This is a genomic window from Novosphingobium sp. BL-S-34 (assembly GCF_056857015.1).
Map to the genome: position 1 here is coordinate 2,613,938 of NZ_CM166472.1, position 18,505 is coordinate 2,632,442.

The 18,505-nt window shown below is 66.5% G+C and carries 23 protein-coding genes; 12 read left to right on the top strand and 11 right to left on the bottom strand.

Annotated features, from left to right (window positions below):
- Nucleotides 1–33 precede the first annotated feature (33 nt).
- Both AC1VV3_RS12460 and AC1VV3_RS12465 read left to right on the top strand, forming a co-directional pair.
- Nucleotides 34–348 (top strand): YciI-like protein, encoded by a 315-nt coding sequence (locus tag AC1VV3_RS12460; RefSeq protein WP_134093982.1) that lies wholly within the window; start codon nucleotides 34–36, stop codon nucleotides 346–348.
- Nucleotides 345–731 carry a DUF4440 domain-containing protein gene (locus tag AC1VV3_RS12465; RefSeq protein ID WP_132268453.1) on the top strand — a complete coding sequence of 129 codons (387 nt, stop codon included), beginning with the start codon at nucleotides 345–347 and terminating at the stop codon, nucleotides 729–731. Before AC1VV3_RS12460 ends, AC1VV3_RS12465 begins: the two co-directional genes overlap by 4 nt.
- Before the next feature lie 4 nt (nucleotides 732–735).
- Here AC1VV3_RS12465 and AC1VV3_RS12470 read toward each other — a convergent pair whose 3' ends face one another.
- Nucleotides 736–1,350 (bottom strand): hypothetical protein, encoded by a 615-nt coding sequence (locus AC1VV3_RS12470; protein WP_465127983.1) that lies wholly within the window; start codon nucleotides 1,348–1,350, stop codon nucleotides 736–738.
- 137 nt (nucleotides 1,351–1,487) lie between these two features.
- Here AC1VV3_RS12470 and AC1VV3_RS12475 point away from each other — a divergent pair, with 137 nt between their 5' ends.
- Complete coding sequence (locus AC1VV3_RS12475) at nucleotides 1,488–1,886, top strand: hypothetical protein (RefSeq protein WP_465127984.1); 399 nt, start codon at nucleotides 1,488–1,490, stop codon at nucleotides 1,884–1,886.
- A 100-nt stretch (nucleotides 1,887–1,986) separates the two neighbouring features.
- Here the strand turns inward: AC1VV3_RS12475 and AC1VV3_RS12480 are convergent, their stop codons facing one another.
- A complete protein-coding gene (locus AC1VV3_RS12480; RefSeq protein WP_132268458.1) occupies nucleotides 1,987–2,268 on the bottom strand; it encodes a hypothetical protein in 282 nt (93 codons plus the stop codon).
- Nucleotides 2,269–2,592: 324 nt separating this feature from the next.
- Between AC1VV3_RS12480 and AC1VV3_RS12485 the strand changes: the two genes are divergently transcribed.
- Nucleotides 2,593–3,066 carry a COG3650 family protein gene (locus AC1VV3_RS12485; protein WP_465127985.1) on the top strand — a complete coding sequence of 158 codons (474 nt, stop codon included), beginning with the start codon at nucleotides 2,593–2,595 and terminating at the stop codon, nucleotides 3,064–3,066.
- On the opposite strand, the gene AC1VV3_RS12490 is transcribed toward AC1VV3_RS12485, so the two are convergent.
- The 3 genes from AC1VV3_RS12490 to AC1VV3_RS12500 form a co-directional block, all read right to left on the bottom strand.
- On the bottom strand, nucleotides 3,021–3,224 hold the full coding sequence (locus AC1VV3_RS12490) for a hypothetical protein (protein WP_482961904.1): 204 nt from the start codon (nucleotides 3,222–3,224) through the stop codon (nucleotides 3,021–3,023). The genes AC1VV3_RS12485 and AC1VV3_RS12490 overlap by 46 nt on opposite strands.
- A 73-nt stretch (nucleotides 3,225–3,297) precedes the next feature.
- A complete protein-coding gene (locus tag AC1VV3_RS12495) occupies nucleotides 3,298–3,606 on the bottom strand; it encodes an alkylphosphonate utilization protein (protein WP_134094172.1) in 309 nt (102 codons plus the stop codon).
- Nucleotides 3,607–3,677: 71 nt separating this feature from the next.
- Entirely contained in the window at nucleotides 3,678–4,106 is a 429-nt protein-coding gene (locus AC1VV3_RS12500; protein WP_132268461.1) for an OsmC family protein, read from the bottom strand.
- A 542-nt stretch (nucleotides 4,107–4,648) separates the two neighbouring features.
- Here AC1VV3_RS12500 and AC1VV3_RS12505 point away from each other — a divergent pair.
- From AC1VV3_RS12505 to AC1VV3_RS12515, 3 genes are all read left to right on the top strand, one after another.
- The gene (locus AC1VV3_RS12505) at nucleotides 4,649–4,996 is read left to right on the top strand and encodes a hypothetical protein (RefSeq protein WP_465127987.1); all 348 of its coding nucleotides are present in this window, start codon (nucleotides 4,649–4,651) and stop codon (nucleotides 4,994–4,996) included.
- 217 nt (nucleotides 4,997–5,213) lie between these two features.
- Nucleotides 5,214–5,525 (top strand): hypothetical protein, encoded by a 312-nt coding sequence (locus AC1VV3_RS12510; RefSeq protein WP_132268464.1) that lies wholly within the window; start codon nucleotides 5,214–5,216, stop codon nucleotides 5,523–5,525.
- Between the two features lie 109 nt (nucleotides 5,526–5,634).
- Nucleotides 5,635–6,177, top strand: a complete 543-nt coding sequence (locus tag AC1VV3_RS12515; protein WP_442044833.1) for a hypothetical protein — start codon at nucleotides 5,635–5,637, stop codon at nucleotides 6,175–6,177.
- On the opposite strand, the gene AC1VV3_RS12520 is transcribed toward AC1VV3_RS12515, so the two are convergent.
- Nucleotides 6,174–7,409: a glycosyltransferase family 4 protein gene (locus tag AC1VV3_RS12520; protein ID WP_465127988.1), complete on the bottom strand. Its 1,236-nt coding sequence runs from the start codon at nucleotides 7,407–7,409 to the stop codon at nucleotides 6,174–6,176. The two genes, AC1VV3_RS12515 and AC1VV3_RS12520, sit on opposite strands and share 4 nt — an antisense overlap.
- A 65-nt stretch (nucleotides 7,410–7,474) precedes the next feature.
- On the opposite strand from AC1VV3_RS12520, the gene AC1VV3_RS12525 reads away from it, so the two are divergent.
- Nucleotides 7,475–8,185 (top strand): fatty acid desaturase CarF family protein, encoded by a 711-nt coding sequence (locus AC1VV3_RS12525; RefSeq protein ID WP_465127989.1) that lies wholly within the window; start codon nucleotides 7,475–7,477, stop codon nucleotides 8,183–8,185.
- A 4-nt stretch (nucleotides 8,186–8,189) separates the two neighbouring features.
- Here the strand turns inward: AC1VV3_RS12525 and AC1VV3_RS12530 are convergent, their stop codons facing one another.
- The 4 genes from AC1VV3_RS12530 to AC1VV3_RS12545 are packed head-to-tail and all read right to left on the bottom strand — an operon-like array spanning nucleotide 8,190 to nucleotide 13,207.
- On the bottom strand, nucleotides 8,190–9,470 hold the full coding sequence (locus AC1VV3_RS12530; protein WP_431567219.1) for a capsule biosynthesis protein: 1,281 nt from the start codon (nucleotides 9,468–9,470) through the stop codon (nucleotides 8,190–8,192).
- Complete coding sequence (locus AC1VV3_RS12535) at nucleotides 9,467–11,113, bottom strand: capsular polysaccharide export protein, LipB/KpsS family (protein WP_465127990.1); 1,647 nt, start codon at nucleotides 11,111–11,113, stop codon at nucleotides 9,467–9,469. Before AC1VV3_RS12535 ends, AC1VV3_RS12530 begins: the two co-directional genes overlap by 4 nt.
- Nucleotides 11,110–11,955 (bottom strand): inositol monophosphatase family protein, encoded by an 846-nt coding sequence (locus tag AC1VV3_RS12540; protein WP_465127991.1) that lies wholly within the window; start codon nucleotides 11,953–11,955, stop codon nucleotides 11,110–11,112. Before AC1VV3_RS12540 ends, AC1VV3_RS12535 begins: the two co-directional genes overlap by 4 nt.
- A gap of 34 nt (nucleotides 11,956–11,989) precedes the next feature.
- Nucleotides 11,990–13,207, bottom strand: coding sequence for a DUF2279 domain-containing protein (locus AC1VV3_RS12545; RefSeq protein WP_465127992.1), 1,218 nt, complete (start codon nucleotides 13,205–13,207; stop codon nucleotides 11,990–11,992).
- Nucleotides 13,208–13,342: 135 nt separating this feature from the next.
- Between AC1VV3_RS12545 and AC1VV3_RS12550 the strand changes: the two genes are divergently transcribed.
- The 3 genes from AC1VV3_RS12550 to AC1VV3_RS12560 all read left to right on the top strand — a co-directional run bounded on the left by AC1VV3_RS12550 (nucleotide 13,343) and on the right by AC1VV3_RS12560 (nucleotide 16,517).
- Complete coding sequence (locus tag AC1VV3_RS12550) at nucleotides 13,343–14,380, top strand: phytanoyl-CoA dioxygenase family protein (RefSeq protein ID WP_465127993.1); 1,038 nt, start codon at nucleotides 13,343–13,345, stop codon at nucleotides 14,378–14,380.
- A 271-nt stretch (nucleotides 14,381–14,651) separates the two neighbouring features.
- Nucleotides 14,652–15,689 (top strand): KpsF/GutQ family sugar-phosphate isomerase, encoded by a 1,038-nt coding sequence (locus tag AC1VV3_RS12555; protein WP_243654375.1) that lies wholly within the window; start codon nucleotides 14,652–14,654, stop codon nucleotides 15,687–15,689.
- 6 nt (nucleotides 15,690–15,695) lie between these two features.
- Nucleotides 15,696–16,517, top strand: a complete 822-nt coding sequence (locus AC1VV3_RS12560) for a 3-deoxy-manno-octulosonate cytidylyltransferase (protein WP_134093991.1) — start codon at nucleotides 15,696–15,698, stop codon at nucleotides 16,515–16,517.
- A 65-nt stretch (nucleotides 16,518–16,582) separates the two neighbouring features.
- On the opposite strand, the gene kdsA is transcribed toward AC1VV3_RS12560, so the two are convergent.
- Nucleotides 16,583–17,425, bottom strand: coding sequence for a 3-deoxy-8-phosphooctulonate synthase (gene kdsA, locus AC1VV3_RS12565; RefSeq protein WP_465127994.1), 843 nt, complete (start codon nucleotides 17,423–17,425; stop codon nucleotides 16,583–16,585).
- Between the two features lie 258 nt (nucleotides 17,426–17,683).
- Between kdsA and AC1VV3_RS12570 the strand changes: the two genes are divergently transcribed.
- Nucleotides 17,684–18,490, top strand: coding sequence for a sugar phosphate isomerase/epimerase family protein (locus AC1VV3_RS12570; RefSeq protein ID WP_465127995.1), 807 nt, complete (start codon nucleotides 17,684–17,686; stop codon nucleotides 18,488–18,490).
- The last annotated feature ends 15 nt before the right edge of the window (nucleotides 18,491–18,505 follow it).

Here is an 18,505-nt window from a genome sequence, read left to right on the forward strand (position 1 = left end):
GATGGTCACACTTCGAAGCACGAGAGCCTCGCGATGAACCACTACCTTCTGACCTATCACCTCGCGCCCGATTATCTGGAGCGGCGCCCGGCGTTTCGTGACGCGCACCTCGCACTGGCCTGGGATGCGGCGGAGAGCGGCGGACTGGTTCTGGGCGGGGCGGTGGAGGATCCCGTCGACATGGCTCTCCTGCTTTTCGCGGGCGAGGGGCCGGAAGGCGCAGAGGCCTTCGCCCGGGCGGACCCTTACGTCACGTCCGGGATCGTCCAGCGCTGGACGGTGCGGCGCTGGAACACCGTTGTCGGTGCGCGGGCCGCGAACCCGGTGCGGCCCGAGGGGCAAGCATGAGCGGGGCGGAACTGTCCATCCGCGCGCGCCGGGCGGCTTTCAACCGCGCGATTGCCGAAGGCGACGCTGCGGCCATCGCCCCGATTCTCGCGCGCGACTGCGTCATGGTCACCGGGACCGACAGCGCGCTGATTCAGGGGCGCATGGGCCAGGTGAAAGTGTGGCGGCGGGAATTTTCCGGTCCGGCGCGGCTGATCTACACCCGCACGACCCGTGAGGTCGTGCTCTCCCCGGTCGAGCCGATCGCGATGGAGCACGGGCGCTGGGAAGGGATAGACAGCACCTCGGACGTGCTTACTGCTTCGGGCACTTATTTTGCCAAGTGGCGCGAACTGGGCGGGCAGTGGGTGATCGAGGCGGAAGTCTTCCTCACCCTGGCCTGAACGTTCAGGCGCCCTCGCGCTCGGCAGCCAGGACGTCCGCCGCGGCGCCAGCGGCGCGGGCTGCGGAATCGGCGGCGGAATCGCGCGGCGCCGGGCCTGAAGTCCGGGTCTGAGGCGCGGCGGGCTGCGGTGCATAGCTGCGCGGTCCCGCTTGGTAGAGGCGCTGTTCGGAGGGCGGATAGGCACGGGGCGCGGCCATGTACGGGCGTTCGCCGCGCTCCGGGAATGGGGCGCCGCGCTCGTCCCGGTCGCCGTAGCGATCGCTGCCGCGGTCGTCGCGCCACGGGCGGGCGTAACCGGGGCCGCCGTCGTCAGCCCAGCCCGGGCCGTCCAGGATCACCATGCGCCCGCGCGGCGGTCCGTAGCCGGGCCGGTTTCCGCCAGAGACGTCGTCGGCATAGCCTTCGTCCGCATAGCCCTCGTCTGGCAGGGCATAGTCCTCCTGCTCCCGATCGGCATAGCCGGATCGCCGGTCTTCACGGGCGGCAGGCCGATGCTCGCCCGACAGCGCGTAACGATCGGGATACTTCGTGATCTTGCCCGTGGTCATGCCCGCCACGACCACGCCGGCGCCGATTCCACCGGCAGCCAGCACCACGAACCACTTTGCGAAACCCATTTCAACTCCACATCACGCCAGCCCACCTACCTCATATAGGACTAACCGAGGCCCCATGTCGTTGAGGTGAATGCTTCGGGGAATATACCCATGCCTCGGGCAAGCAACCGTTCACGACCGGATGAGATGGTGAACGCATGTTTACGAAACGGTCAGACGCCTATTCGCTCACGCCCTGCTGGTTCACGCGCGTGCACGAGCCGGATGGTCGGCGCGAGCGGGACGATGACGGCACGCTGGTCTGCACTTGCCGCTATTGCCGCAAGCGTATCCGTTCGCGGGAGGGCAAGACCTGGAACCTGGCCGATGGCCTCGATCTCGATGCCCTGGCCGCCTCGTGCATCGCCAGCCACTTCAGCGTGGTGGACGTGGAAGAGGGCATGGTGCTGGCGCGCTACCAGGTGCCGTCGGGCACCGACGCCGCGGCCATTGCCGAGATGCGTGCGGCCATCGCCGAAAAACACGGCTTTGTCCCGGGCGGCGATCTGGAGATACGGTTCGTGCGGCACGAAGACGTGCTTCAGAAGCGGCACTGAGCCGGCGCCTGACGAAACACCCTGCGACATACCACGCGGGCAACAAAAAAGGCGCCGTTCCGATTGGAACGGCGCCCTTTTCTGTCTCAGGGACGAACCCTTACTGCGCAGCGGCGCCGGCCAGAGCGCCCTTGGCGTCGGCGAGGCGGAAGTTCACGTTGCGCGAGTTGTAGGTGCCGGTGACGCGGTTGCCAGCGACGTAAAGGCGGAAGGGAACCTGGCCCGAAGCGGTACCTTCGATCACGGTAACCTTGCCCTTCTGCTCGGTGGTGTAGTTGTAGTGCACGCCGTCGTGCGAGAAATCGCGCGAATCTTCAGCGTGAGCGGCAGTGGTGGCAACGGCGACGAGAGCGGCGCCAACAGCGAAAACGGTCTTCAGCATGGCAAAATCCTTAGTCTGAACGATAGGAGATTGCCTTGGGCACCCCTTATCTTGTTGCAGTGCAACATGGTTTTTTGACACCGCTGTCGCAATGGAATTACTTGCCACTGGTGTTGCAGAAACCGCAATTGTCCGGAAATCTGCGGCAAACGAGCATGTTAGCGGTAACGGAACTCCCGGAAAAACTTTCGCACATGCAAAATTTCACCGTCAGCGGAGAGACCGGCGTTCTCTTTCAGGCGAATCGCCCGAGCGCGGCGATGAGTAGAGGGGCCGCCTCATCTGGCGATTGCGCGTTTTGCGCGCGCGGACTAGGCCATGGTCATGGAACCGCGATCCGACGCTCCGCTGAACCGTGCCGCCCTGGCGCTTGCCGCCGTCATGGTGCTTTCGGCCTGCCACAGCGGCGCCAAGAACGTACCCGGCGATGCCCAGGATCATGCCCCGTTTCACGAGATCGGTTCAGACGAGCGCATCCGCTTCGTGGGTACCGAGCCGTTCTGGGGCGGGGATGTCGTGGGAGAGCGCCTGACTTATACTACGCCTGAAAATGCGAAGGGTGAGGCGATCGCCGTAAGCCGGTTCGCCGGGCGGGGCGGCCTGTCCTTCAGCGGCGAGCGCAAGGGCGCCTTGCTGACTCTCGCGATCGGGCCGGGCACCTGCACCGATGGCATGTCGGATCAGACATATCCTTATACCGCGATGCTGAAACTGGGCGACGAAACCAGGCAGGGTTGTGCCTGGACGGACCGTCAGCGGCCCAGCGGGCCTGAAGCGTCGGCAACGGAAAGCCGCTGAGGCTCCTGCGGCCGGGTCGCGGCGAGGTGCTGCTTCCGCTTGGCCGTATGGGCGTTCTCTGCCTTCGTATCGCCTTCCGAACCCGCCGGCAGGCATGCTCCGGCCAGGGCTCCGAAAGCGATGGCGCCGGCAACGGCGCCCATGACATTGATCTTCATCGGCAATGCGGATCTCCGCTCGCCCCCGTCCGATGAGCTAAACGTCGGGGCCTTGCTGCCGTTCCCTTGGCGGTCAGCGCTTGCGGACGAATTCCGCGCGCAGGACCAGGCCCTTGATGCCGGGATACTTGCAGTCGATCTCCTGCGGGTCGCCGGTCAGGCGGATCGACTTGATGAGCGTGCCCTGCTTGAGCGTCTGCCCGGCGCCTTTGACTTCAAGGTCCTTGATCAGTGTAACCTGGTCACCATCGGCCAGCACATTGCCCACGGCATCGCGCACTTCGACGCTGCTCTCGGCGGCGCGCTTGCTCGCCAGTTCGGACGCGGGCATCCATTCGCCGCTGTCCTCGTCATAGACGTAGTCTTCGTTGTCGCCTGCCATGGTCGTCCTTTCCATCAGGACGGACCCGCCATCCTCAAGGCAAGCGCCATGGCAGGCGCCACGCGGCTTTCCTAGCCCTCCAGCGACTTTTCGAGCGTGATCTCGCAATTGAGCAGCTTGGAGATGGGGCAACCGGCCTTGGCTTCGTCGGCCAGCTTCTCGAAGTCCTCGGCGCTGATGCCCGGCACGCTGGCCTTCAGGGTGAGCGCGGACTTGGTGACGGCGAAGCCGCCGTCAGCGCTGTCCAGCGTCACGGTGCACTGGGTGTCCAGCGTGCCGTCCGAGAAGCCCGCCTTGGCCAGCGCGAAGCTGGTGGCCATGGTGAAGCAGGCGGCATGGGCGGCGGCGATCAGTTCTTCCGGATTGGTACCGGGCTGGCCTTCGAAGCGCGTGCCGAAGCCGTAGGGCTGGTCGCTCAACACCCCGGAACGGGTGCTGATGGCGCCTTTGCCTTCCTTGCCGAGGCCCGAATAGCGTGCGGAGGCGGAATTGGTCGTCATGCCGGATTTCCTTTCATGAGGATCGTGCGTGCTTGGGGATGGAATCTTTCAGCCTGAACTTGGTCGAATGGGGTTCGGGCGCGACGGGCAAACGCAAGGGCGGCGCGCCCTGTTCCCGATTCGCTGGATGGGGGCCCGGTTCGGTGTGCAGGAACGGCCGAGACGCCGCGCCGGTGCGCTGGACCGCATCCGCGCGGAGGAAATCGACGTTAGCGGGTGCAGCATCGAATCGCCTCCAGGCCGGGCCGTGGGGCGGAAGCTATCGCGCCGAGGCAGGCCTTCACAAGCGCGATCCTGTCCGTGATCGACGAGGAACCGGCCGCCGGGGCGGGGGCAGGGCATGTCGGGCCTGCGCGGGGCGGCACAAGTCGGGTTCCTGCGCGGTGTTCGCGGGTGCCATATCTTTCTGTCGCAGCGCAAAATAACGGATTTCTGCGGGTTTGCGCCAATGACCGCTTCCGATTCTCCGGGGCGGATGTTATGTCTCCAGGACAAGAGAGGCGGCCCGCGATGATGGAGCCGCCAGGGAAGAGGATGGTGTCATGAAGCGATTCCTGACAGCATTGCAGGTGGGACTTGTCCTGTGCGCTGCGGCTTCGGCCGGCGCGGGCTGGGCAAGCGATTCCGGATCGGAGCCCACCGCGATGTCGCCGAACATGATCGGCGCCTACTTCATGAGAGAGAGTCTGATTCCCCGAGCGGACGATCTCGCCCTCATCCAGCGGAAGCCGGCGCTCTACCTTGCCAGTTTCAACGACGGCATGGCGACGGTGGCCTATTCGCTGGATGATGGGCGGATCGTCTATCGGGTGGTTTCGGGTACAGTCAACGATACGGCGCGCGACGCGATCGACCGCGCTCTGGTGAGGCTGCAGCGCAAGCTGGCCTGACCGCAGGGAGAACAGGCGGCGCAAGCCGCAACGGCCGAGGGAAGGGAGAAGGTCAGGGCGCGGCGGACCAGAGTCCACGCGCCCTGATACCGCATTTGGCCTGATACCCTATCTGGTTTGCCGGCATTGATGTATTGCCGCCACGATCTCCGGAATTTCCACCGTATCCGAGCCTGTCGAGGCTGGACCGTCCTGGTGCGCCGCAGCATAAGGCGGCATGGAATTCGTCCACCATTACGAGCGCGCGATCACCTGGATCGTTGCGCAGTGCCCGGCCCCCGACAAGTTCGCGCATACATATGCGGGCCTCACGATCTGGCTGCTGACGGCCATCGTGATGAAGAAGAAGCTCAGCTCCGCCTGGCCACTGGCGATGGTAGTGATCCTGGAGGCGGGCAACGAATATATCGATCGCCTGGCCCATGGCTCCTGGAGCTGGCACGACACCATTCGCGACGTGATCGCCACGTTGTTCTGGCCTTTCGTCATCTCCTTCGCGATGCGCCTGCGCCCCGCCATTCGCGGCTGATTTTTGGCCCCGTCGAAGCGGGGCGGCATCAGGATTTGCAGCGCAGGCGGGAACCGGCGATGCTCGGGCGCGATTCGAAGAGACTTTCGAACGCGAAGGAGGAAGCCCGATGCAGCATCCGGACCCGCGCCCCTGGTTGGCCGGCGCCACTCTAATCCTTGTCATGGCCGGTCTGGCCGGGTGCAAGGGCGGTTCCGAGCCAAGCCCCGCAGCCTCTCCCACGATCGCGGAACAATCCGCCGCGGCCGAAGTGGAGCCATCAGAAGCCAGCGAGACGCCTTCGGGCGCGGTCGACAGCCTCTCAGTCTATGTCGGCAAGTATCCGCTGGACAAAGTGGGGGACTACACCTTCTTCCAGCATCCACGGGTGCAGGAAGGCGTTTCCCGCGCCGTGACCGACCCCAAGGTGCTCGATGCCATTGCCGCGATGAAGGGGCCGGTGGGCCCGGTCATGCGCAAGGACAACGATATCGGTGCCTCGCAGTGCGAATTGCACAATTGCGGCGCGCATAACTATGCCGTCCACGTCGATGCGACCACGAATGCGGTCTCTTCGGTCTGCTACTACGACGAAAAGGCCGGCCCGATCGCGACCTGGTACCGCCCCGACGGGTCCAAGACCAGCGAGGGCGGCGGCTGCTCGATCGGCTAGAGCTGGCCCAGCCACGCCTCGACAAGCGCCATGTGCTCCGCCCAGTCGGGCGCGCGGTAGTCCTGCAGCAAGCGGCGCTGGCGCGCGGCCTCGGTGCTGTCGCCCAGGCAGGCGATCACGGCATTCTGCCAGGCCTGTTCGTCGTCGGCGGCCAGGAACAGCGGAATGCCGGGCGCCAGTTCGCGATAGACCGCAAGGTCGGTGGCGATCACCGGCGTACCGCGCGACAGTGCTTCCAGCACGGGCAGGCCATAGCCTTCGACATGGCTGGGCATGAGCAGCGCTTCGGCATCGTCGAGCCAGGCGGCCAGTTCGCCGTCGGTGCAGCGGGCGAGTTCGACGATCCGGCCATGATCGTGGCTTTCGGAATCGAGCAGGTCGAACGTGTCCTGCGCCTCCCAGCCGCGCTGGCCGATCAGCACGAGATCGGGCGTGTTCGTGCCCAGTGTTCGGCGAAGGCCCTTCCAGGCGCGCAGCAGCAGGATGTGGTTCTTGCGCGCCTCGATGGTGCCCAGGCACAGGAAATAGGGCCGGTCCGTCGGCGCCGCTTTCGCACTCTCCGTAAAGGCGACGGCAGAGGCCGGCGCAGCGAGCGGCTCGATTCCCAGATGAGCGACGAGCGTGGGGGCAGGTTCCAGTCCCAGGCTGCGGGCGAAGCGGGTGAGGGCCCCGCCGGTATCGGCCGAATTGACGATGAACCCGTCCGCCGCAGCCAGGGCGTTACGCATCCTGGCAGCATGGCGCGCCGCCTCGCCGGCGCGGCAATATTGCGGGTGAGTGATCGGGATCAGGTCGTGGATGAGGAAGACCGGCCTCAGCGCCCGTGCGGCCAGCCAGTCCACCAGACCCGCTGCGTTCAGCCCGGTGTGGCCGACGTTGAGGTAGATCTTGCCCGCGACTTTCGGGGGGCGAACCAGAGCGGCGGGAATCGCCGAAGCCAGCTGCGCGACCAGCGCGCCCCGGATCGGCTTGCCGACCCCGGCGCTCAGCAGCGCGAAGAGGCGGTCGCTGGCACGCGGGCCGAGCACGATCCGGTGCTCGCGCCATTGCAACATGGCCAGGGACCGGTCCGCGAACTCTTCGAGATAGGCCAGGCACACCCGGTCGATCCCGGTAGGCAGGCGCCCGGCCCAGAGGCGCCAGATCAGGCGGCTGACGTCGAGCACGAAAGGACGCGGATCGGCGCCGGTTCCAGTGCGGGATGTGGCGGTAGCGGGCGCCCGAGAAGACATGGCGGGCGCGTAGCAGCGGTCAGGATCGATTGGCAAGCGGCGCGCGAAGGGTTACTGGCGGGAGCATGTCCTTAGTGCAGCGTATTCTTCTCTGGGCCTTCCTGGCCTCGCTGGCCGGCAGCATGGTGCTGGCGTTCGCGGATCCGAGCTGGCTTGCCATCCCCGCGATGCTGGTCGCCTGGTATCTGGCGGATCTGCTGTCCGGCGTGATTCACATGTACATGGACTATCGGCCGTGCCGCCCGGGCATGGGGCTGGACACGATCTTCTTCTACGAAGGTTCGCGTGAGAGCGAGGAGTACCAAGGGCTGTTCCGCGAGCGGATGCGGCGGCTCAACCCGTTCGAGCGCATTTCCTACGATTTCAAGAACCACCACCCGCGCCCGGATGCGCTGGGGCGGCGGCAGCTGTGGCGGCTGATCGGCTCCACCGTGATCGCCGGCGCCCTGCCGATCTCGCTTCTGGGCAATGTGGCCGCGCTGATCTGGCCGATTCCCGGCTGGTTCATGGCCGGATTCGCCGCGTTTCTCGTGGGCGGGGCCTTCGCCCAGTATTTCCACGGGACGCTGCACCGGCGGGACAACCCCTGGTTCATCCGCGGCATGCGCAAGCTGGGCCTGCTGATGTCGCCGGAGGCACACCAGATCCACCACGACACGCTGAAGCGCGACTTCGCCACGAATTCCGGCTGGTCGAACCCGCTGGTCAACCGCCTGTTCCGCTTCCTGCGTTCGCAAGGACACTTGCCCGACGCGAACCTGGAGCCGTCTTCCTGAAGGCTCAGGGCAAGTTGAACGCCGGCGGATAGCGACGGCGCACGGCGGGGCCTTCGGGGGCTTCCACGGGGACCAGCAGCCGGTCGACACTGTTTTCCACCAGGATGCGCGTGGCCGATTGGCTCGCGAGGCCGCCGCGCACCAGGCACTTGGCATGGAGCACCTTCTTGAAGGCTTCGTAGAGCTTGCGGTCGGGCAGTTCGGGGCTGCGCCAGAAGCGGTCGAGCGAGGCCTGGTGCGTGATGCCCGGCACGTCGTAGACGGCATCCCCCAGCACGATGACCGGCGTTCCCGAGGCCAGCGCCAAGGTGCCCGAGGTGCTGTTCACGCAGACCATGCCGATCGAATTCTCGCAGAGCGGCTGAAGATCGCCGCCGTCGATATGCATGACCCGGCCGGCCAGCCCGAAATGGGCGGCACGGCGGCGGATCGCCGAGCGCCAGTTGCGGAATCCGACGTCGAGCGGATGCTCCTTGATCACCAGCAGCGCATCCTTGGGCGCATGGCGCGCGAAGCTGGCCAGCACGTAGTCGAGCGCCATGGCCATCGACAGGAATGGCGAGTGCGACCGGATCTGGAAGTCGCCCGAAAGCTGGAGCGGGAACAGGAAATAGCGCTTGCCGTCGATCTCGCGCAGGGTGTCCTGCGCCTGCCGCGCGCGGCGGCCCCGGAGCGAGAAGCGGCGGATCCATCCGAAGCCCTCGAGCACGATCGATCCCTGGCGATGGGTGCGATAGAACGGGAAGCGCAGCAGCAGCCGTCCGGTCACGACATTGTGGTAATGCCAGTAACTGTCGTGCGCGCGCCGGTTGAACGAGGCGGTGATCGACGGGAGATCGGGAATATCGGGAAGCCTGGCCGCCGCGGAGAGCAGGTTCTGCGGATCGCGGTCGAACGAGGAATTGCCGTTCACGCCGTCACGCTCCAGCGTCATCCAGTCGGGCCGGATATAGCCTTCCTCGAAAACGTGGAAGTGGATGCCGCGCAGGCGCGCCAGGCGCATCGCCCGCATGTGCATGGGGCGGCAGTCCCCGAACAGCACCACGTCGGTGATGCCATGTTCCTGCACGTAGCGGTCGAAAAACAGCGGCCAGTCGCGCATCAGGCCGCGATAGTCGGTCGAACCGTCCGGCCAGTCGCGCCGGTCGCCTCCGGACAGGTTGATGCGATGGACCGCCGCGCCGCGGCGGCGCAGTTCTTCGCCAAGGGCGCGGAAAAACGGTCCGGGTGGTCCCTGAAGGAACAGGAACCGGCGATCCCCAGTCGTCAGCAGCAGATGCTTCATCGCCGGGTCATCCATCCAAGCACGCGGTTCATCCTCCCTTGAACTTCCCGCAGGCGAATAAGTGCTGATCGCACGTTGGCCTGCCCGCTTGCAATCCTGTCCACCAGCGTTTCCGGCCCGCACGGCAAACGCGTGACGGGATCGAGGTAGCGGGGATAGAGGATCAGCGTGGCCGCGACCAGTTCGTCCAGCGTCCGGCGGCGGGTGCGGCGCGCGGGTACTGCCCCGAGGTCGCGCGTCAGCCCCCAGCCCGCGTAGAAGGGCACCCCGTGCGTGACGACCTCGCGCCCGCGCATCAGCGCTTCGAACCCCGCCAGCGAGGTCAGAACGTGGACGGCATCGACTTGATCCAGCAGCGCCGCGATCGAGGATGTCCGGTCGATCGTGTCGGCGAATTCCAGCGCGCGCGCGTCGGGGACATGACCCTTGCGATGGCCGGCCTCCACGTCGGGATGCGGCTTGAAGATGATATGTGCGCCAGGTTCTTCGGCGCGGGCGCGGCGCAGCAGTTCCAGATTGTCCAGCCCGCCGCCGCCGCGCAGCACCGAGCGGTCGTCTTCGACCTGCCCGGTCACGAGCACGCGCTTGCGGCCGCCGATCCGGGCACCGCCTTCGCTGTCTGCCCGCGGCGCGCGCTCCGCGTCGAGGCCGTACTTGCTGATCCCGCCCGAAACGAGCCGTTCGCGCAAGGCACCGGCCCGTTCGATGACGGCCCGGGGGATTGCCGCGGTTTCGAGAATGATTTCGAGTTCGCTGGCCTGGGCCGGGTCGAAATGGGGGCCATTGGCATCGACGACGATCGAGAGCGGCGGCACGCAATTGGCGCCGAGGCCGGTCGAGCGGATCATGCCGTCCTCGATTTCACCGATGCGGATGCCGCGCGCTTCGAGATCCGCGAGGGCCTGTGCATCGCTGCGCGCGATCCAGGCCAGCGCCAGGGAGCCTTCGGCAGGCACTTGCGCGCCCTCGGCATGGCGCACCGGGCCGCTGCCGTCCCACAGCAGGTTGTCGGCGGTGATCCGCTTCCAGCGGGCGATGCCGTAGACGCCGGCGACCTTGCGGTTGGCGTCGATCAGGGCGCGCCAGCCTGCCAGCAGTCCAATGGCTTGCGCAGGCTCCAGCCTGCCTTCGCCGAAGGGGTCGCGATAGGTCCAGCGGCCGATTTCGCGGGCTGCGACGGCGTCCAGCGCCGCGGGATCCGAAAGCGCGGCGAAGCGCCCGGCCCCCAAGGGTGCGACCTTGCACCCGCAGAGGGCGGCGACCAGCAGCAGCTCGTCTTCGGCATCGCCTATCACCAGCGAGGCCGATGCGCAGGCGGTCCAGGGGTCGCCGTCCGACGGGAGGGAAGGGAGGTTTTCAAGGCCGACAATCGCACCGCGCGCGGCTGCGCGTCCCGTCAGCCCAAGGTCGCCCAGATGTCTCGCGACTTCGCCGGCAGCCGCGGTGCTGGATGCGGAGGCCAGAACGTCGCGGCCTTCGGGCAGCACAGCGGAGGCTCCCCAGAACGTACCGCCGACGCGGGCCTGGCGCAGAAGCGAGGACAGGTCCGTCGCGGCGGGGGCCTCTCTGGAAGCGGGCTGGGCCAGGGGTGGTGCGCGGTGGCCCGGGAAGGGCGGAATGCGCAGGAACGGGGGTGCCGTCATGCCGCCTCGACTGTCAGTGCCAAGGTTTCGCCCAGGCTTTCCAGCCGGCGCGCCGTACGGTCCCAGGTGTCCGGATCGACGGCGGCGATCAGGCCCTCGCGCCGGTCGTCGCAGCGATAGGGGGTGCCGTCGGGCCGGGCGGCGCGGCCGCCTGCTTCATTGAGGAACAGCACGCCTGCGGCATGGTCCCAGGGGAGCGTGCGGGTGAACAGCGTGATGTCGTTCTCGCCCCCGGCGATGCGGGGGTACTGGTCAGCAGCGCAGCGCGGGCTGTCGATCACTTCGGCGCCTTCGGCCAATTCGGCCAGCAGTCGGGCGCGTCGGTCGGGATCGCGAAAGAGGCGCGTCACGGCCATTACCGGGCGCGCGCGCGCTGCAGGAGCGGTGCGAAAAGCCAGGCCGTCGATGGTGGCGCCCTGGCCGGACAGGGCGGCACAGAACCGGCCGGACAGGGGATCGAGTATCCAGCCGCCGACCGGAATGCCGTTGTCCGCCAGCGCCACCAGCAGCCCGAAGGGCCCGGTGCCCGCCGCGAAATTGGCAGTGCCGTCGAGCGGATCGACGATCCAGCACGTTCCGGCGCCGAGCCTGTCGAGCAGATCCGGCTGGTGATGCACGGCCTCTTCACCCACCACATGAGCGCCGGGGATCAGGCCGGCGAGGCGTTCGCTCAGGATCGCCTCGCATTCGCGGTCTGCGGCGGTAACCGGTTCGCTGCCACCATTGCCTTCGCGCTTGTCGGCCACGAGCGCGGCGCCCGCCGTGCCGAAGCGCGGCATGACGGCGAGGCGTGCTGCGTCGCGCATCGCCTGCTCGACGGCAGGCGTAAGGCTTTGGTTCATGATCAGCGTGCCTCGATGGCGTGTGATCGCCCAGTTACCAATGGCCGAACTCTCCATGCGTATCGACACGAACCGAGGTGTAGGGAAGCTGAACGTGATCGAGCACGGAGTAGGCGGCCTTGCCGAAGCGCGACTGCGAATTGCCCCAGAACAGCTCGCCCAGGTTCAGGCCGACGCCGAAGAACAGGTGCCGCTTGGGCTCGATGCCCTTTTCGCGGTCGCTGTTGAGGAAGTCGGTGGCGTAATAGCCGACCTGGAGGTCCAGGAATCGCAGCGGCGTCTTCTGCAGGCCTTCGAAGCCCGCGCCCTTGAGCGAGAGCATGAAGCGCTGCTGGGCGTAGTGTTCCTTGCCGACGTGGCTGTAGATCTGGTCGTTCGGCATGATCTCGATCTTGAAGGCGATCTTTTCCTTCAGGCCGGGAATCGTGTTGCGCAGCACCGAGAGCGTCGCGCCGGTCAGGTTCATCGCGATGTCCTGCATCGAGTAGCCGCTGTCGGGCTCGATGGCGTCGGACACTTCGTTGAGCGCCATCAGGCCCGCGGCCAGCACGCCGGCCGTGACGGCGTCGCCTTCCGAGGCATTGGTGTTCTTGTGAAGGCGGGCATGAAGAATGTCCGCGATCAGGTAAGTGTTGAAGGCATGGGTCAGCTTGTCCATGCCGATGCTGGTCGTATCCTTGCCGAACCAGCCTTCGTCCTTGAAGTGGAACGGGGCGGTTTTCTTCGTCAGCTTGGGGATCGTCTGCACGCCCATGTAGACGGCCAGGACCGCCAGTTCGGTCGTGATCGTGCCCGCCTGCTTGAAGAAGCCGCGGTACTGGGCATATTCGCGCGGAACGTGGCCGGTGCCGTTGAGGCTGACGCCGGGGGGCAGCGATGCGGCCGGGCCGGAAACCACCTGGTTCGTGGGGCCATAGACATCGGCCGGCGCGGCCGGCTCGGGCTCCAGGGCGGCAGGCGGCAGGGTCGTCAGGTCCGGCACCGCGCGGGGTGAGGAGATGTCGGCCAGGTTCCACCGCGAGACGGCGACGAGCTGCGGATCATTTCCGTCGCAAGGCGCGGCACTGCCGATGCAGCCGGACGCCGTGATCACCCCAGCGGCAAGCGCCTGATCCTCGATCCGACCCGTCGGAGCCGAAAAACCGGCCTCCGGAAGGGCTGCCGTGCCGCCGAACGCATCTGCCCAGGCGGGAGTGGCCGGCAGGCAGGCGGCCAGCGCCAGAACCGCCCGGCCGCGGGAACCCATCCTCATGTATCGTCTTACCCTGAAAAGTTATGCCATTTACCAGCCAAGGACATTCGACGATCCGAGGACCACGAAATCAGTTGCCAGCGACCTGTCAAAGGGGCCATTGCGAAGCCCCCCGAAATCGGTAGCCCTCTTCATATGATTGTTCTCAAGCCGGTCAAGTCGTTACTCATGCTACCCGTCTGGATCTTCCAGCTCGGCACCACTGCAAAGAGTTTTCTCGACAATCCGCTTCTGGGTTCGCGGCGATTGAACGGTTGGGGCCTGCACCGGGCGCGGGTGAAAGTGGCCGGGGCGCTGTGCAGCTGGCGACGGGCGCGCCTTGCAGGAAAAGTGCGGAAGGACTGGCGCGAGGCTTTCGACCGCGACGGTTTCGTCGCCATCGAGAATGTCATTCCGGCCGAAGAGTTTGCGGCGCTGCGCCAGGCGATCCTGACATACGAGGGTGAAGCGCGCGAAATGCGGCAGGGCGATGCGATCACTCGCCGCCTCGCCGTCGATCCCGCGATGCTCCGGGTCATTCCCGCGCTGCGCCGCCTGCTCGGCCGCGACGACCTCAAGGCGCTGTTCCACTATGTCGCCGGTTTCCGGATCGCACCGCTGCATTATATCCAGACCATCGTGACGCACGACGCCAGCAACGAGGCGGACCCGCAGGAATCGCTTCATGCCGATGCCTTTCACTCATCGCTGAAATCCTGGCTGTTCCTGAATGCGGTCACGGCCGACGAGGCGCCTTTCACCTTCGTTCCGGGATCGCACCGGTTGACCGCGGCGCGGCTGGACTGGGAATATCGCCGCAGCCTGGCCGACCCGCGGACGATCGACCGGCTGTCCGCGCGTGGTTCGCCGCGGGTGAGGCCGGGGGACCTTGCCGAGATGGGCCTGCCCGCGCCGCGGCCGCTGGCCGTTCCCGCCAATACCTTGGTGGTGGCCGATACCCTGGGCTTCCACGCGCGCGGCGATTCGGTTCGGGCGATCGAGCGCGTCGAGATCTGGTCCTATTGCCGCCGCAATCCTTTTGTGCCCTGGTTGGGAGGCGACCTTCTCAGCCTTCCGGGCCTTGCCGAGCGCCGCGTCGGGTGGCTTTGGTCCTTGCGCGATCGGTTCGAGAAAGTTGCTGGGCAGCCCTGGCGCAGTGTCGGAATAAGGCGCGCGGTAGATTCGTTAGACTGATCCGCCTGCACTTCCTTGCCTCGGAACTGTCACGATTAAATTTCGTCAACTATATGTGACTTCTACCTGTCGGCGCTTGTGCGGAATTTGCGGCAGATCGAGCAATTCAGGGATTATGTGGGGTTTACATAGGGTGGTGTGCTGCGTAGCACAAATTCGCGGACTATGCCGGCGTCTAACAGTACATGTCAGGACTGTGGCGTTGTGCAGTGCGGCCAGCAAGGTGTAGGCGATGCGCAGCAATCGAAAGCACGCGAGCAGGGGGGTAAAGTTGTCGAATTCGGTCGTCCCGATAACAGTCGGGGCAAGCAATCTCATTATATCCAGAGCACGCGAAGTCATCGACATCGAAGCACGCACTCTGGATAGCCTGGCCGCATCGCTGGGCGCGAGTTTCACCAAAGCCTGCCAGCTTCTCGCCAGCGCCACTGGACGGATCGTCGTGGCCGGCGTCGGCAAGTCCGGGCATATCGGCCGCAAGATCGCCGCCACCCTCTCGGCAACCGGCTCGCCCGCCATGTACCTTCACCCCGGTGAGGCCGCCCACGGCGATCTCGGCATGGTGGTGGAGGGTGACGTGATCCTCGCCATTTCCAATTCCGGCAACACTGCCGAGCTGCAGGTCCTGTTCGACCATGCGGAGCGCTGCGAAATTCCGGTGGTCGGCATGACGTCTCATGCCGATTCGCTGGTGGAACGCCGCTCGGACATCTGCGTGTTGCTGCCGGTCGCGACCGAGGCCTGTCCTTCGAATATCGCGCCCACCAGCTCGACCACGCAGCAGCTGGCACTGGGCGACGCCATCGCCATGGTGCTGATGGACATGCAGGGCGTCTCGAAGGAGAGCCTCAAGGCGCTTCATCCGGGTGGTTCGATCGGCCTGCGTCTCGCTTCGGTCAGCCAGCTCATGCACGGCACCGACAAGCTTCCGCTCGTCGACCTCGACCTGCCGATGGACGGCGTCATCACGTGCATGACGTCCATGGGCTTCGGCATCGCCGGCGTCGTCGATCCGGCCGGACGCCTTGCCGGGATCATCACCGACGGCGACTTGCGCCGCCACTTCAAGGTACTCGACCAGGTCTGCGCGCGCGACGTCATGACGCCGCGCCCCAAGATGCTGCGGGCGGACATGGCGGCGGAGGATGCCCTTCGTTTCCTCAACGATGCGCAGATCACATGCGCTTTCGTGGTCGGCGAAGACGGCCCGCGCTGCGCGGTGGTAGAGGACGAGATGGTAGCCACGATCAACCAGATCCCGGTCGGCATCATCCACCTTCACGATTTCCTTCGCACCGGGCTCAGCTGAACCTCCGTGACATCCCCGAATAGCGGCAACAGTTTTGCCATCATCATCCCTGCGCGCTTCGCGTCGAGCCGGTACCCCGGCAAGCCGCTGGTTCGCCTAGCCGGCGCCACCGGCGAGGAACGCAGCCTGATCCGCCGCAGCTGGGATTGCGCCATGGGCGTTCCCGGCGCGGCCGGCGTCTGGGTCGCCACTGACGACGACCGGATCGCCGCCGAAGTGGAGAGCTTCGGCGGGCAGGTCGTCATGACGTCGCCCGATTGCGCCAACGGCACCGAACGCTGCGCGGAAGCCATTGCCACGCTTGGGCCGGTCGCCGATGTCGTCGTGAACCTTCAGGGCGATGCGCCGCTTTCTCCCGCAGGCGTGGTCCCGGCGCTGGTCGAGCGCCTTTCGGCAGATCCGGAGGCCATCATGGCCACCCCCGCCGTGCGCGCCTCACGTACCGTTTACGAACATCTGGTCCAAGACCAGGCCGAGGGCCGGGTGGGCGGCACCACCGCCGTGATCGACGGCCGCGGCCGGGCGCTTTACTTCTCCAAGCGCGTGCTGCCCTATCTTCCGGCAGAGGCCGCCGCGCGGGAATTCCCGCCGGTCCACCTGCACCTCGGTCTCTATGCCTACCGCCGCGCCGCGCTGGAGCGCTACGTCGCCGCGCCGCCTTGCGAGCTGGAACTGCTGGAAGGCCTGGAACAACTGCGCTTCCTCGACCTTGGCCTGCCGGTCTCGGTCGTCACGCTCGATCCGCTGTCCTGGGATGCGATCGAGCTGAACAACCCGGGCGACAAGCCGGTGATCGAACGCATCCTCAAGGAACGCGGCATCGCCTGAAGGCAATTGCCGAAGGGGGCGGCGCCGCGAAGCCACCGCCCGGTTTTCCTCAATCCGGGTTTCGCTCAATCAATGTCGAGGGGCGGGAAGGCCTTGACCAGGCGGTCGATGGCCTGGACCTGTTCGAGGTAGGCGCGCAGCCGGCCGAGCGGCAAGGCGCAGGGGCCATCGCAGAGCGCCTTGTCCGGATCGGGGTGCGCTTCCAGAAACAGCCCGGCGATACCGAGGGCCATGCCCGAACGGGTGAGGGCGGCAGCCTGCGTACGGCGACCATCGGCGCTGTCGACCCGGCCGCCCGGGCGTTGCAGCGCATGAGTCGCATCGAACACCACCGGGGCCATGGCCTTCATCTCGTCCATTCCCAGCATGTCGACGACGAGGTTGTTGTAGCCGAAGGAGGAACCGCGCTCGCACAGCAGCACGCGGCCATTGCCGGCCTCTTCGCATTTGCGGATGATGTGGCGCATCTCCTGCGGGGCGAGGAACTGCGGCTTCTTCACGTTGATGACCTTGCCGGTGCGCGCCAGGGCGACGACGAGGTCGGTCTGGCGCGCGAGGAAGGCCGGGAGCTGGAGAATATCGGCGACTTCCGCCACGGCCTCCGCCTGGAACGGTTCGTGCACGTCTGTCAGCACGGGCACGCCGAAGCGGTCCTTCACGTCGGCGAGGATCTTCATTCCTTCGTCCAGGCCCGGACCCCGGAAGGACGAGATGGACGAGCGGTTCGCCTTGTCGAAGCTGGCCTTGAACACATAAGGAATGCCAAGCTCGCCGGTAACCCGCACGAATTCGGCGGCAACGTCCATTACCGCCTCGCGGCTTTCCATGACGTTCATGCCCCCGATCAGCACGAATGGCCGGTCGTTGGCGAAAGTCAGGTCGGGAAGCAGGGTAACGGAGGGAATCATGGCGTGGCTCGGTCCTCGTCGATCGGGAGAGAGGCCGTCGCCGGGCAGGCCGCCGCAGTCAAGGCGTTTCCGGCTTTCAGGCCCCAGAACCGGCGCGATACGCCATCGCCGCACTCTCCGGCGCGCCTGTCGTGACGGCCGTTTGGGCGCGCCGCCGTGTCATCTGGGGCTATCGCGTGATGAAGGCTTCGCGGCGGCTGAAATGACGGCTATTCAGGGCGGCGTAACAGTCGCACCCGCCGTCACGAGGATAATACCATGCCCCACCCCTTAGGCATCGACAGCCGCACGGTCGCGGGGATGGGACCGCTCGAACATGTCCGCCTGGCGGGCGAAATGGGCTGCAAGGCGGTGTCGATGGGCCTGGAGCAGGAGGCCGGGCGGAGCGAGGGCTACGCAGCCTGGTCGCTGCGCGAGGATGCGGCCCTGCGGCGCGAAGCCCAGGCCGCGCTGGCGGATGCTGGCCTGCGCATCGGCCTGGGCGAGGGCATCAATGGTTCGGCAACGCGCCCGCCCGAGGACCATGCTGCGGACATGGACATCTTCGCCCGGCTCGGCACCCGCCGCATCGGCGCCCGCGACAACGGGCTCGAGCGGGAACATGCCTTCGACTACATGGCCCGCCTGGCCGAAATGGCGCGTGAGCGCGACATGGACTTCGGCTTCGAATTCTCTCCTGTCATGACTGTTCGCACGCTTCGCGAAGCCCTGGCTCTCGTGGCGCATATCGGCGAGGATCGGGTGAGCGTGACGGTCGACGCGTTGCATTTCTTCCGCGCGGGCGGGGTGGTGCGCGAACTGGCGGAACTCGACGCCGCGCTGATCGGCCATGTCCGCCTTTGCGACGCCGGGCTCAAGGCCCTGGGCGATCATGCCGAGGAAGCCGAGCGCGGCCGCCTGATTCCGGGCGAGGGCGAACTGCCCCTTCGCGAATTCGTGGATGCCCTCCCGCGCGGCAAGACGCTGGGCCTGGACCTTTCGCTTCCGCAGGCGGCGCTGGGGGTGGAAGCCGCGCGGGACTATCTCGTGGAAGTGGTCGCCCGCACGAGGGCGCTGCTCGCCTGAACGGCGCGCAGGGCT